We start from the raw sequence: 13,653 nt of genomic DNA on the forward strand, positions 1-13,653 counted from the left end.
TCCGGTCGCGGGTGTTGCGTTCGCCGGGCCGGGTACGTACGGTCCTGCGGGGATTGCGCCGACTTCAGAGCAGGAGCCTGCCCGATGGCCGAATTGACCGACGACGGCTGGACCTCCGGTGGACCGCTGGCGGTGACCAGACCCACGGTCGAGTACGCCGAGCAGCCGCTCGGCACCGATGTCGACCGGCCCCGGCTCGCCTGGATCGCCACCGCACCCGGCTACGGTGCCACCCAGTCGGCGTACCAGGTGGTCGTCGCCACTTCGGCTGAGCTGGCCGCGTCCGGCACTGGGGACGTCTGGGACTCGGGGCAGGTGTCGTCGGACGCGTTCCGGATCACCTACGACGGGCCTGCCTTGGCGCCGCGAGCTCGCTATCACTGGTCCGTCCGGCTGTGGGACGGGTTGGACCGGATTGGGCAATGGAGCCGGCCGACCTGGTTCGAGACCGGGCTGCGGGACGAGGGGTTCGGCGACGCACAGTGGATCGGTGCCGGGACCGAGGCGGCTCCCCTGCTTCGACGTACCTTCAGTGTCGGTCGACCGGTGGAACGCGCGCGCTTGTACGTGAGCGGACTGGCGTATGCCGAGCTGCGAATGAACGGCCGGCGCATCGGCGACGCAGTACTCGACCCGGGCTTCACCGACTACGACAACACCGTGCTGTATGTGACCCATGACGTCACCGACCTCCTGCAAGCAGGCGACAACGTCGTCGGTGCCGCGCTGGGCCGCGGGTTCTACGGCATGACGACGCCGAACGTCTGGCGCTGGCACCAGGCACCCTGGACCGGCGACCCGAGATTGCTGGCCCGCTTGGTGATCACGCATCCCGACGGCAGCGAGACCGAGGTCCGTTCCGACGACTCGTGGCGGGTGACGAGCGGACCGACCGTCTCGGATTCTCTGTATGCCGGGGAGACCTACGACGCGCGGCTGGCCTTGCCGGGGTGGGACGGACCGGGCTTCGACGACTCGGCCTGGTCCGACGCCGTCGTCCTGGCTGCTCCGCGCGGTGTCGTGCGTGCGCAGGAGCATGAGCCGATCCGGGTGGTCGAAGAGGTCGCACCGGTCGAAATCACCGCGCCGCGGGACGGCGTACAGGTCGTCGACTTCGGGCGGACCACCGCCGGCTGGGTGCGGCTGCGGGTCAGCGCGCCGGCGGGAACGAAGGTCAGCCTGCGGTACGGCGAGACGTTGCTGCCGGACGGCGGAGTGGCGGCGGTCAACCGGCATGTCGAGGGCGACCGGTTCCAGCTCGACGAATATGTTGCTGCTGGCAACGGTATCGAGGAGTGGGAGCCGCGCTTCTCGTACAAGGGTTTCCGCTACGTGCAGGTCGAGGGCGCGGCCGCCGAACTGACCCTCCGGGTGGCGCATTCGGACGTCCGCCCGGTCAGCCGGTTCCAGGCGAGTGCGCCGCTGTACGAGCAGATCGAGCAGGCGATGCGGCGGACCGTGCTGAGCAACCTGCACGGCATCCCGACCGATACTCCGACCTTCGAGAAGAACGGCTGGACCGGCGACGCGCAGGTCGGCGCCCCGACGATGGCCGGCCAACTCGACCTGGCCCGGTTCTTCACCAAATGGCTCGGCGATCTGCGCGACAGCCAGCACGACGACGGCCAACTGCCGGTGATCGTGCCGAGCGCCGGCTGGGGTTTCGAGGAGCTCTCCCCCGCCACCGAGTGGTCCACCGTCTACCCGTTCCTCCTCCGCGAGATGCACCGCTGGTACGGCGACGACCGCCTGCTCTCGGAGCACTGGGAACCAGTACTGCGCTACCTCGACTGGGAGCTCGCGCGGGTGGAGGACGGGTTGTCGCTGAGCGTCCTCGGGGACTGGATCCCACCGGGTTACCCGGCCGGACCGCCACCCGAGGACCGACGGCTCACCGGTACGGCGTACCTGTACCGCGCGTTGCTCGCGGCAGCGGAGATCGGCGAAACCCTCGGCCGGGTTGATCAGGTGGAGCGGTTGCGGAAGTCGGCGGCTTCGCTGGCCGACGGGTTGAACCGGGAGTTTCTGGATCGCTCGGCCGGGCTCTACCGGACCGCGAAGGATCCCGACTACCGGCAGACCTCGAACGCGCTGCCGCTCGCTTTCGGGCTGGTCCCGGACGACCAGGTGGAGCGGGTGGTGGCGGGTCTGGTCGCTGATGTCGAGGCGCGAGGATTTCACCTGAATACCGGCTGCCTCGGCGTCGGGGTGCTGTTGCCGGTACTCACGGCGTACGGGCACAGCGACGTGGCGGCCAGGATCGCGTTGCAGCGGACGTACCCGAGTTGGGGCTACTGGTTCGACGAGGGCGCCGACACGATGTGGGAGATGTGGGAGACCGACACCCGGTCGCGCAACCACTACTTCCAGGGCACGGTCACGCAGTGGCTGCTGGAGAACGTCGCCGGTCTGCGGAATGTCGCGAACGGCTGGGAGCGCATTCTCGTCCGGCCGGACGCACGGGATCAGGTCGATTCGGCTTCGCTGCGGATGGATACCGTGCGCGGCCGGGTGTCGGTGTCTTGGCGACGGATCGGGCGGGTGTTCCACCTCGAAGTCCAGGTGCCGGTGGGGTCGACGGCAACGATCCACGTGCCGTCAGCGGGTGACGTGACCGCGGTACCGGCTCCGTACGCCGGGAAGCCTTCCGTTGCGGACGGCTATGCGATCTTCACCGTGGGGTCGGGGCACTGGTCTTTCACGAGCCGGACTTCGTGAAGATCAGGTCGCGGCAGACCCGGCCTTCGGCGTGGGCGCGGCGCTCGAACTTGGTGACCGGGCGCCACTCGGGCCGCGGGGCCCAGTCGGCGTACTGGTTGGTGAGCAGCGGTTCCGCCGTACAGATCTCCAGCATGCGGTCGGCGTAGTCCGCCCAGTCCGTTGCCAGATGCAACGTTCCGCCGGGGACCAGGCGGGACGCGATCAGCCGGACGAACGGCGCGGTGACGAGGCGCCGCTTGTGATGCCGCTTCTTCGGCCAGGGATCGGGGAAGTAGATCCGTACGCCGTGCAGCGCCTCGGGTGCCAGGTGGTCGCGGAGGAAGTCGAGCGCGTCGCCCTTGAGCAGGCGGACGTTGGCGAGTTCGTACTTCTCGATCCACAACATCAGCTGGCCGAGACCGGCCGGGTAGACCTCGGCGGCGAGGTGGTTGACCTCAGGACCGGCGAGCGCGAGCTGGGCGGTCGCGTCGCCCATGCCGGTCCCGATCTCCAGAATCGTCGGCGCCTGCCGCCCGAACCAGTCGGCGAGGTCGACCTGCCCCTCGATCTCCTCCAGCCGCCGGCCGAGCCCGTCCCAGTTCGTCCGCCAGACCCGCTCCTGCCCGGCCGTCATCCGGACACTCCGCCGGACATGGCTGAACACCCCAGCCTGCCGGACCAGCTCCCCCGTCTCCACCCCCCAACCCTAAACGCCGCTCACCGCCCGGCCTTCGCGGGGAGGGCCGGGCGGTGGTCGGGTGTCAGTCGGCCATCCAGGTGAGGCCGAGGCGCTTGACGGTTTGTTTGCCGGCGATGCCGTTGGCGTCCGGGCCGGTCCAGCCCTGGGCGAGCTGGAACTTCTTGACCGCGCCGAGCGTGCCGTTGAGGTAGTTGCCGGTCGGGGCGGGAGCGCCGATCGGAATGCCGTGCTTGACGAGGGCGAGTTGCAGGTTCCAGACGCTGTCGGAGTCCGTCTGGCCCAGGCGCATCTTGGATGCGAAGACCATCCGGTTCTGCCGGAAGCCCAGCCGCTGGTCGTTGTCCGCGCCGAGCGGCAGGTCCCGGCCCTGCAGGACCGTGCTCCAGCCGAGCCACTTCGCGTGACTCCACTTCTCGGTGATCCGCGACAACGGCACCAGATCGATCCGGTCGGGCTTCACGATGTCGTTGCTGGCGATGTACGGCACGTCGCTGCGGTACTCGACCACGATCGCGACGTGCCCCTCCTCCGACGGACCGTGCCAGAAGCAGGGCGCCCCGATCGGCGGCCGCTTGTCCGAGTGCCGATCGATCATCGGAATGGAGTCCCACTCCAGCTGTGCCGACCCGTCCTGCGCGGGCAGGTCCCACGCCGTACGGACGAACACCAGACACTTCCGCCGCCAGCCGGTCGCGCCCTTCTTCCCCTTCGCCCAGTCGGCGGCCTTCGTTGCTGTTCTCATGACGTTCCCCCTGGCTCGGGGCCGCCCACTGCGGACGACCCACTGGACCAGCGTCTGCCGCCACCTTCAGAAACCCTTAAGGCAACGCCTCACCGTTCGCCTCGGCCGCCGGTCGCTCACCAACGGGACGTGAGTTCCTCAGAGGGCGATCTCCAGGGTGTGGCCGGTTTCGAGGTACGTCTTCAGGTTGGCCAGGATCGGGCCCCAGCCGTTGCGCCAGCCCTCGACCTGGTCGGCAGGGATCCGGTCGTGGACGACCTGCAGCTTGACCACCTTCGGCCCGGCCGGCTCGATCGTGAAGGTCACCCGGCCCGGCTCGTCGTCGCGGCGCTCCTCGAGAAACTCGTTCTTGAAGGTGTAAGCGAGCGTCTTCGGTTCGTCGTACACGAGGACCTCGCCGGAATCGGTCAGGCTGTCGTCGGCGCTGTCGTAGAACCGCACCGGCGCGCCGACCGTCCAGTCCGACTCGATCCGCCGGCCGAACCAGTACAGCTTGGTGAAAGCGCCCGAGGTGAGCGCTGCCCACAACTTCTCCGGCGTCGTCTCGATGTAGGTGACGTGCACCATCGCGGGGTTGTTCATGATTCCTCCTCCAAGGCCGCCTTCAGCGCACTGAGGGCGCGTAGCTTGTCCTTTTCGTAGTTGCTGATCCAGCGCTCGGCGATCTCGTTGATCGGCACCGGGTTCAGGTAGTGGTACTTGTGCCGCCCCCGTCGCATCGTCACCACCAGCCCGGCCTCCTCGAGCAACCGCAGATGCTTGGTGACGCCCTGCCGGGTCAGCTCGGACAGCTGCTCGCACAACTCGCCAAGCGTCTGTCCGTTGCGCTCCCGCAAGGCATCCAGCAACTGCCGCCGCCCCGGGTCAGCCAGCGCCTTGAACACCAGATCCACTCCCTCACCATAGGCAACCAAAAGGTTGCCTGTCAATCGGTACTACGCTCCGCCGGGCGTCGCGAGGAAGGTCAGTCGCCCCAGAAGAGGTGGTCGACGGTGTTACGGGCCCGGCGGGTGGCGCGCAGGTAGGCGTCGGAGAAGCGGGAGGTTTCACCGGGTGGGTAGCCGCAGATCTGGGCGACCGCGGCGAGGTCGCGGGGGTCGCGGGGTAGCGAGTCGCTCGGACGGGCCCGGACGAGCATGATCGCGTTCCGGATCCGGGTCGCCATCCGCCAGGCCGTGGCGAGTACGTCGGCGTCGCTCGCTTCGACCAATCCTGCCTCGACGGCTGCTTGCAACGCGCCGAGCGTTCGCGTCGTGCGCAGGCCGTCGACGCGGTGCGCCTCGCGCAACTGGAGCAACTGCACGGTCCACTCGATGTCGGCGAGCCCGCCTCGGCCGAGCTTGGTGTGCGTCGCCGGATCGGCACCACGCGGCAACCGCTCGGCGTCCACGCGCGCCTTGATCCGGCGGATCTCGGTCACATCGCGTTCCTGGATCCCGCCCTCCGGGTAACGCAGTGGGTCGATCAGCGCGCGGAACGCCGCACACAACGAGGCGTCCCCACAGAGCGGATCCGCCCGCAGCAACGCCTGCGCCTCCCACACGGCCGACCAGCGCGCGTAGTACGACTGGTACGACGCCAGCGTGCGAACCAGTGGTCCCTGGCGACCCTCCGGCCGCAGGTCCGCGTCGACCGCGACCGCGGGATCGGCACCGGGCAAGGCGAGCAACCGGCGCAACTCGGTGGCCACCTGGGTGGCGAAGTCCGTCGCCGCCTTCTCCGTTGCCCCCGGCAACGGATCGTGGACGAACATCACATCCGCATCGCTGCCGTAGCTGAGTTCGTGTCCACCGAAGCGCCCCATCGCGACGATCGCCATCCGGGTCGGTTCGTCGCCACCCTTCGCGATCGTCCGCCGGGCCACCTCGAGCGCGGCCGTCAGCGTCGCGACCGAGATCGTCGTCAGCGCTTCACCGACGACCTCGACATCGACGAGGCCGGACAGATCGGCCGCCGCGACCCGGAACAGCTCGCGCCGTCGTACCGCGCGGATCGCCGCCACCGCCGCCTCGGCCTCGTCCTTGCGACGGCCGGCCGCGGACATCTCGGTCAGCAGCGCCTCGGGCGTCCGGGGGGTGAGTTCGCGCTCGTCGGCCAGCATCGCCGTCGCTTCGGGGGCGCGCTGCAGGAGATCCACGGCGTACCGGCCGCTCGCCAGCAAGTGTGCGAGCCGCTCGGCGGACGCGCCTTCGTCCCGAAGCTGGCGCAGGTACCACGGGGTCGAGCCGAGCGCGTCGGAGATGGTCCGGAACGCGAGCAGGCCGGCATCGGGATCGGGCGACTCGGCGAACCAGCCGAGCATCGCCGGCAGCAACGCGCGCTGGATCGACGAACGCCGCGACACCCCTTCGGACAGCGCCTCGATGTGCCGCAGCGCCGACGCGGGATCGTCGTACCCGAGCGCGGTCAGCCGCTGCTTCGCCGCCTCCGGCGTCAGCCGCACCTCCCCGCCCGGGATCCGCGCCACCGCCGACAGCAACGGGCGGTAGAACAACTTCTCGTGCAACCGGCGTACTTCGAGGGCGTGCTTCCTCCACGCCGCGGTGAGGTCCGCGACCGGATTCTTGGTGAACCCCAGCGACCGGCCGAGGCGGCGCAGGTCGTCGTCGTCATCGGGCACCTGATGCGTACGCCGCAGCCGATACAACTGGATCCGGTGCTCCATCGACCGCAGGAACCGGTACGCGTCCGCGAGCACCGCCCCGTCGGTCCGCCCGACATACCCCGAGTCGGTGAGCTGCTCCAACGCGATCAACGTCGTCCCGCTGCGCACCGACTCGTCACTGCGACCGTGCACCAACTGCAGCAGCTGTACTGCGAACTCGACGTCCCGCAAACCACCAGGACCGAGCTTGAGCTGACGATCCGCGTCAGCAGCCGGGATGTGGTCGACGACGCGGCGCCGCATGGCCTGGACGTCGTCGACGAAACCGTCGCGGTCCGCGGCCGACCAGACGAGTTCGGCCGTCTTCTCGGCATAACTGCGGCCGAGCTCGGCGTCGCCGGCGACCGGGCGGGCCTTGAGCAGCGCCTGAAACTCCCAGGTCTTCGCCCAGCGTCCGTAGTACGCGAGGTGGCTGTCGAGCGTCCGGACGAGCGGTCCTGCCTTGCCCTCCGGGCGGAGTGCGGCGTCGACCGGCCAGAGGGTGCCCTCGGCGGTGTGGACCGAACAGATCCGCATCGCCGCCGAAGCCAGCTGGGTCGCGGTCTTCAAGGCCGGCGCCTCGGGCTCCCCTTCCAGCGGCTCGGCGACGAAGAGGACGTCCACATCGCTGACATAGTTGAGTTCGCGGCCGCCACACTTGCCCATGGCAATGATCGCCAGGCGGCAGTCGGCCGCGCCGGGGTGGGCCTTGAAGTAGTCGTTGCGAGCGATCCGGAGCGCGGTCTCCAGGGCACCTCCGGCCAGATCGGCCAGTACTGCGGCGGTTTCGTCGACGAGCAAGCCCTCAGCGAGGTCACGAGCCGCCAGCCGCAGCAACAACCGGCGGTACTCCACTCGCAGCGCGTCCACCGGGTTCTCGGCGTCCACCGCGGTCGCCAGGCACGCCGCCACATCGTCCGGCGTCGGACGGGACGCCGCCAGCGCAGGATCGGCCAGGTCGTACCAATGCCGCGGATGCACACTCAGATGCCGCCCGAGCGCCTCACTGGCACCCAGGACCGCGGTCAGCCGGCGCCGGAAGTCGCCGTCCATCTCCAACGTGCGCGCGAACACCCCGACGTCGAAGCCGTTCTGGTCGAGCGCTTCGACCGTGCCGAGCAGCCCGGTCAGCGCGAGATCGGGATCGGCCGACTCCGACAGCGAAGCGACGACCTGCTCACTGCCCATCGGACTGTGCACGTCCAGCGCGTCCAGCCGGTCCAGCATCCGCCCGGCCTTCTGCGGGTCCGCGAACCCGGCCCGCACCAGCCGGCCCTCACCCGAAACCCTCCGCACTTCCGCCACACCCGTCAGGCTATCTACTCCGCTCGACGGCCGCCGCGCCGTACCGGCCCGCAGACGGCAAGACCCTTGCGTCCGGAGCTCGGTCCGGCTCCGGACGCAAGGGGAGTATCAGCTGGCGTCGGCGTGATCCGGCGTCGACCAGCGGGCAGCCGCGGTCGAGTGCCGGTACGGCGATTCCGTCTCCGGGTTGATCGCACTGAGACCGGTGAGGTGGAGATCAAGGGCCGGCTCGATCACCGGCGTACCGTCCGGGGCCAGCGCGGTCACCTCTTCGACCGTGAGCAGGCCGACCGGGCGGACTCCTTCGGTGATCACCACGATGCCGCCGGGCACCACTTGCTGGGCCCGGTTGCCCTTGGCGGGCACCAGGATCCCCTCGGCCGGCGTCCGCCAGGCGCCCGGTGCGAAGCGGCGCAAGGCGATGCCCGCCTGCCCGTCCTCGGCCGTTCGCGGCGGCAGGTACGCCGTTGCTGTGTAGTCGTAGTCGTAGTCCGGCTCAGGCGGCCCGGACACCCGCCCACCCTGCTGGGGCGTCAACCAGACCACCGTGCCCCGAACAGCGAGCGACCCCGTCATCATGACCATAAGGAGTCATCATGCCGACTACAGCCCGAATATGCCAGGCGACTCCGTGTGTTGGCCGCAATCGGTTCGTGATCCGGCCGAGATTTGTCTCGGCGCCTCAGAGCACGGGCAGCAGCTTGTTCAGTTCGAACGGGGTGACCTGCCGGCGGTAGTCCTGCCACTCGGCGCGCTTGTTGCGGAGGAAGAAGTCGAAGACGTGCTCGCCGAGGGTCTCGGCGACCAGTTCGCTCTCCTCCATCGCCTGGATGGCCTCGGCGAGGCTGCTCGGCAGCGGCTTGATGCCCAGCGCCTTGCGTTCGCGCGACGTCAGCGACCAGACGTCGTCCTCGGCCTCGCGGGGCAGTTCGTACCCCTCCTCGATGCCCTTCAGCCCGGCCGCCAGCATCAGCGCGAACGCGAGGTACGGGTTCGCCGCCGAGTCCAGCGAGCGGAACTCGACCCGCGACGACTGCCCCTTGTGCGGCTTGTACATCGGCACCCGGACCAGCGCGGAGCGGTTGTTGTGCCCCCAGGAGATGAACGACGGCGCCTCGTCGCCCACGGCGAGCCGCTTGTACGAGTTCACCCACTGGTTCGTCACGGCGGTGATCTCGCCCGCGTGCTGCAGCAGCCCGGCGATGAAGGCGCGCCCGGTCTTGGACAGCTGGTACTGCGCGCCGCCCTCGAAGAACGCGTTCCGGTCGCCCTCGAACAGCGACATGTGGGTGTGCATCCCCGAGCCCGGCTGGTCGCTCAGCGGCTTCGGCATGAAGGACGCGTAGATGCCCTGCGACAGCGCGACCTCCTTCACCACCACCCGGAACGTCATGATGTTGTCGGCGGTCGACAGCGCGTCGGCGTACCGCAGGTCGATCTCCTGCTGGCCCGGGCCGCCCTCGTGGTGGCTGAACTCCACCGAGATGCCCATCGACTCCAGCATCGTGATCGCCTCGCGGCGGAAGTCGTTGCCGATGCCTTGCGGGGTGTGGTCGAAGTACCCCGACGAGTCGACCGGTTCCGGGTACGTGCCCGGCGCGCCGGTGAGCGACTTGAACAGGTAGAACTCGATCTCGGGGTGGGTGTAGAAGGTGAAGCCGAGGTCGGCCGCCTTCGACAGCGTCCGCTTCAGCACGTGCCGCGGGTCGGCGAACGACGCGGACCCGTCCGGCATGTTGATGTCGCAGAACATCCGCGCGGTGCCCATCGTCTCGCCCCGCCAGGGCAGGATCTGGAACGTCGACGGGTCCGGCTTGGCCAGCATGTCCGCCTCGGTCACCCGGGCGAACCCCTCGATCGCGGAACCGTCGAACCCGATCCCCTCGGCGAACGCGCCCTCCAGTTCGGCCGGCGCCACCGCCACCGACTTGAGGAACCCGAGCACATCGGTGAACCAGAGCCGGACGAACCGTACGTCGCGCTCCTCGAGCGCGCGCAGCACGAACTCCTGCTGCTTGTCCATCGGCGAGTCCACCTCTCCAGGGGGTTCCAACGATTGTCTTGCGGGACCTCACACAGTCTGCCCCGGCCTTGTTAAGCGCACGTTACGTGTTGCGGCAGCCAACCCGCACACGCAGCCCCGGCGTACGGCGGCCGGAGGTCCGACACGCCGACCGTGATCTGGAGCGGCGACCGCGGCTTCGCACGCTCGATGTTCACGTTATCGGCGCCGGTCGTGACCCAGACATGCCGGATTCGTCACCTGCTCGCGACCCGGAGGGCCTAAGTTTCTCCCGTGCAGACGATCTTCCAGGCCGCCCTGATCGTCGCCGCCGTGCTCTGCGTCAGCGACCTGCTGCTCAGCACCGCGCGCTTCATCCGGTCGGTGCAGGACCGCCGCCCGGCCGAGCTGGACGTCCTCGGCCGGCGCTGGCTGCCGATCCCGGAGCTCGGCTTCGGCATGTTCGCGTTCTGCTGCCCCGGGCTGGTCACGCTCGGCCTGACGCACGAGAACCGGGCCCTGCCGACGATGCAGATCCTGCTCGCGGCCCTCATCTTCGGGTACGCCGGTGCGGTGCTGTCCCGCGTCGTCCGGACCCCGGGCCCGGGCGGCCGGCGGTTCCGGCTACGCGCCGGCCTGCTCCTTGGCCTGCCCGCGATCTTCGGTCTCGTCTTCGGCCTGTCCGGCGTCGCCGGCTGATCGCGCCCGCCACCAGGGCACGATCCGCTCCATCGGGGCGAAGGCGAGCCAGCACACGACCGTCGGCAGGAAGTGGATCAGCAGGATCGCCGTGTTCGCGGCATGGAAGCCGAGGAAGAACAGCGCTCCCATCAACTGCCAGCGGCCCTTCAGCCAAAGAATCGCCGGCGACAGGAACTCGCCGATGATGCCGACCCACTGCATCACGTGCAGCATCCACGGGTGATGCAGCAACCACTCCCCGACCGGATGCGGCCGCCGCACGATCGCCCAGGTCAGGATGGCGCTGCCCGGCCAGGCCAGCGTCCACCCCGCGCCCCGGAGCTTCGCGATCGCCGACAGGAAGTAGGTGCAGATCACCGCGATCTGAACGCACCGGACTGCCCAGCCGGCCGCCTCGGACCTGGTCTGGTCGGCGTACGGATTGCCTGCTCTGGTGGACGCCACGGTCGGCAGGACCCAGAGCGCGACCGTCAGCGCGAGGTGGTCGTGGTCGACCTTGCCGTCGCTCATGCCGATCAGCACCCACCAGGTGAAGGCCGGGGCGACCACCCAGCCGGCGAGCCGCGGGAGGCGGTTGGTCGCGGCGATCAAGCAGGCGACGAGGAGTACGTAGTACAGGGCTGTCGTGTTCGCGACCGACGGCGTCGGCAGGTGGAAGAGGCGCTCCAGCAACAGTGGCTTGTAGAGGTCCGGGTGCTCGCCCTTGAGTCGCGTGTCGCGGACGAACGCGTGCATGTCGAGGATGACGAACAGGTACAGGATCGTCCGCAGCCAGGCGATCCGGGCCAGCGCGATCGGTGGGGTGAACCAGTTGGCGACCGGCTTCATCGGCGCACCTGCCAGGTGGCCAGTACTTCGGACTTCGGCGGGCCGACGACACGGCCCTTGACCAGCGTCGTGGTGTCCCGGATCAGCTCGAGTTTCACGTACTTCGGTTTGTCCGGGTGCTTCTTCGCCCAGCCGTCCGCGACCGCCTGCAACTTGGCCGGGTCCGCGACGATCTCGCCGGTGCGGGCCTCGATCTCGGCCCGCGCGACCCCGGCGCCCTCGATGTTCAGCGGTACGTCGACCGTCGTACCGGCGTCGGTCCGCGCGGTGATCCGGGTGTAGGTGATGGAGGCGTCGTCAGCCACGCTGCCGGCGTACTGCGACATCGGCCCGAACGGCCACGCGTCGTCGCTGGCCTGCACCGAGCCGTTGATCAGCAGCCCGATCCCGGCCAGTGCGACCAGGACGCGAACGCCCTTGCCGATCCTGCCAAGCCGCACGTCCCCGGTGCGGTCGTCGCTAACCTTCACGCCGGTCATTACACACCAAGGCGGTGCCGCGCCCACCTCAGGCCGGTGTCACGATCACGGCCCGCCGCAGTGAGAATATCGGCAGACGTTTACCGAAAGGGACACTTGATGGCGACGATCCAGCAGGTCGCGGAGGCCTTCTCGGCGCACCGGTTCCGGGAGGTCTACGACTTCTTCCACCCCGACATCCAGTGGATCCTGGTCGGCGCCGCGAAGCTCGAGGGCCGCGACCAGGTGGTGGCGGCCTGCGAGGGATCGCTGCAGGAACTGGCCCGGACGACCACCCAGTTCCTCCGCTTCAAGACCGCGGCCGGTCCCGAGGTGGTCGCCGTCGACGCGATCGCCCGCTACGTGGACACCAAGTGGAAAAGCACCTTCGTCTCCAGTTGCGACATCTACGAGTTCACCCAGGGCGCGCTCACGAAGATCACCACCTACACCGTCGAGGTCGACTCCTCCGCCGTGAAGTGAAGCCGCCGTCGATAGGTGATGCTGCGGATGAGGGTTTCGAAGGGGCCTCGGTAGCCGGCGCGGCGCATCTGGTCGGCCAGTAGGACGGTCAGGAGCCAGGTCGCTGTCGCGAGGAGTGCGGTGGTGGTGATCGAAAGATTGTCGGCGAGGCCTGCCAGGTAGGGGGTGAAGGCAACGGTCCAGATCACCGACTGGGTGAGGTAGCAGGTGAGGGATCGCTGGCCGACCGCGGAGATCGCGAGGGTGATCCGGCCGGGGTGGTCCTTGAGCCGGATGGCGATCAGCGCGATGAGGGCGGCGTACCCGAAACCGCCGAGCGTGCCGCAGGCGTCGTGCAAGGGGCCGAAGCGGTCGAGTGGGTGCGGTTCGCTGGTGAAGCCGGCGATCCAGAGCGATACCGGGAGCGCGCCGGCGATGGCAGCGCCGATGCCTAGTACTGCGATTGTTTGCAGTAGAGCCTTGTGTTGCTCGGGGCGCTCGAGGATGCGCCGGCGGCCGGCCCAGACGCCGACGAGGTACGGGCAGGCGAACCCGATCGGGCCGAGGAGCGCGATCACCGGCTGGACCGGGAGGCGGGCTTGCAGGCCGTCGAGGAAGTTCGGCGGCAGCATCGACGGGTCCGGCGGATCCGCGCTGACCGCCATCGACCCGTCGCTCGGGAGAATGGTCAACACGAAGAACGCGAGCGCCGCGAGGAGGATCCAGCGGTCCTTCCACCGGAGCACCCAGACACCGGCGAACAGCAGTACACCGTACGCGGCCAGGATGTCGCCGATGTAGAGCAGCATCGCGTGCAGGAACCCGAGCCCGACGAGCACCAGGCTCCGCCGCCAGAGCAGCCACCGGACCGATCGCCAGGCGACCCCTTGCTCGGTCTGCCGCGCCGCGATCCGCGCCACGCCGTACCCGAACAACACCCCGAACATCGGAAACGCCCGCCCGTCCACCAGCGTCGAGATCCCACCCGCGACCAGCCGATCGACCCCCGACCCCCCACCCGGAAACCCACCCCGAACAACCGCCCCTTGCAAGAAGTAATGCGAGTTGGCCAGCGCGATGAACAACAACATGAACCCCCGCGCCAAATCC

At 69.1% G+C, this 13,653-nt stretch carries 13 protein-coding genes; 3 read left to right on the forward strand and 10 right to left on the reverse strand.

Annotated features, from left to right (window positions below):
- The first annotated feature begins 84 nt into the window (after positions 1 to 84).
- Complete coding sequence (locus EV138_RS03825) at positions 85 to 2,718, forward strand: family 78 glycoside hydrolase catalytic domain (protein WP_133977052.1); 2,634 nt, start codon at positions 85 to 87, stop codon at positions 2,716 to 2,718.
- On the opposite strand, the gene trmB is transcribed toward EV138_RS03825, so the two are convergent.
- From trmB to glnA, 7 genes are all read right to left on the reverse strand, one after another.
- Entirely contained in the window at positions 2,699 to 3,397 is a 699-nt protein-coding gene (trmB, locus tag EV138_RS03830; RefSeq protein WP_133977053.1) for a tRNA (guanosine(46)-N7)-methyltransferase TrmB, read from the reverse strand. The two genes, EV138_RS03825 and trmB, sit on opposite strands and share 20 nt — an antisense overlap.
- 64 nt (positions 3,398 to 3,461) lie before the next feature.
- Entirely contained in the window at positions 3,462 to 4,142 is a 681-nt protein-coding gene (locus EV138_RS03835) for a peptidoglycan-binding domain-containing protein (protein ID WP_133977054.1), read from the reverse strand.
- Positions 4,143 to 4,280: 138 nt separating this feature from the next.
- Positions 4,281 to 4,724, reverse strand: a complete 444-nt coding sequence (locus EV138_RS37870; RefSeq protein WP_133977055.1) for an SRPBCC family protein — start codon at positions 4,722 to 4,724, stop codon at positions 4,281 to 4,283.
- Positions 4,721 to 5,035: an ArsR/SmtB family transcription factor gene (locus EV138_RS37875; RefSeq protein WP_133977056.1), complete on the reverse strand. Its 315-nt coding sequence runs from the start codon at positions 5,033 to 5,035 to the stop codon at positions 4,721 to 4,723. The genes EV138_RS37870 and EV138_RS37875 overlap by 4 nt, the downstream gene beginning before the upstream one ends.
- Positions 5,036 to 5,106: 71 nt before the next feature.
- Positions 5,107 to 8,091, reverse strand: a complete 2,985-nt coding sequence (locus EV138_RS03850) for a bifunctional [glutamine synthetase] adenylyltransferase/[glutamine synthetase]-adenylyl-L-tyrosine phosphorylase (RefSeq protein ID WP_133977057.1) — start codon at positions 8,089 to 8,091, stop codon at positions 5,107 to 5,109.
- A 108-nt stretch (positions 8,092 to 8,199) separates the two neighbouring features.
- Positions 8,200 to 8,604: a hypothetical protein gene (locus EV138_RS03855; RefSeq protein WP_238157944.1), complete on the reverse strand. Its 405-nt coding sequence runs from the start codon at positions 8,602 to 8,604 to the stop codon at positions 8,200 to 8,202.
- 169 nt (positions 8,605 to 8,773) lie between these two features.
- Positions 8,774 to 10,114: a type I glutamate--ammonia ligase gene (gene glnA, locus EV138_RS03860; RefSeq protein WP_133977059.1), complete on the reverse strand. Its 1,341-nt coding sequence runs from the start codon at positions 10,112 to 10,114 to the stop codon at positions 8,774 to 8,776.
- Positions 10,115 to 10,387: 273 nt separating this feature from the next.
- On the opposite strand from glnA, the gene EV138_RS03865 reads away from it, so the two are divergent.
- Positions 10,388 to 10,792 carry a hypothetical protein gene (locus EV138_RS03865; RefSeq protein WP_133977060.1) on the forward strand — a complete coding sequence of 135 codons (405 nt, stop codon included), beginning with the start codon at positions 10,388 to 10,390 and terminating at the stop codon, positions 10,790 to 10,792.
- On the opposite strand, the gene EV138_RS03870 is transcribed toward EV138_RS03865, so the two are convergent.
- Complete coding sequence (locus tag EV138_RS03870) at positions 10,718 to 11,623, reverse strand: HTTM domain-containing protein (protein WP_133977061.1); 906 nt, start codon at positions 11,621 to 11,623, stop codon at positions 10,718 to 10,720. The two genes, EV138_RS03865 and EV138_RS03870, sit on opposite strands and share 75 nt — an antisense overlap.
- Positions 11,620 to 12,093, reverse strand: a complete 474-nt coding sequence (locus EV138_RS03875) for a hypothetical protein (RefSeq protein WP_238157945.1) — start codon at positions 12,091 to 12,093, stop codon at positions 11,620 to 11,622. Before EV138_RS03875 ends, EV138_RS03870 begins: the two co-directional genes overlap by 4 nt.
- A 108-nt stretch (positions 12,094 to 12,201) precedes the next feature.
- Between EV138_RS03875 and EV138_RS03880 the strand changes: the two genes are divergently transcribed.
- Entirely contained in the window at positions 12,202 to 12,564 is a 363-nt protein-coding gene (locus EV138_RS03880; protein WP_133977063.1) for a nuclear transport factor 2 family protein, read from the forward strand.
- Here EV138_RS03880 and EV138_RS03885 read toward each other — a convergent pair.
- Complete coding sequence (locus EV138_RS03885; protein ID WP_133977064.1) at positions 12,528 to 13,634, reverse strand: DUF418 domain-containing protein; 1,107 nt, start codon at positions 13,632 to 13,634, stop codon at positions 12,528 to 12,530. The genes EV138_RS03880 and EV138_RS03885 overlap by 37 nt on opposite strands.
- Between the last annotated feature and the right edge of the window lie 19 nt (positions 13,635 to 13,653).

This window comes from Kribbella voronezhensis, from assembly GCF_004365175.1.
GTDB classification, from domain to species: Bacteria; Actinomycetota; Actinomycetes; order Propionibacteriales; family Kribbellaceae; genus Kribbella; species Kribbella voronezhensis.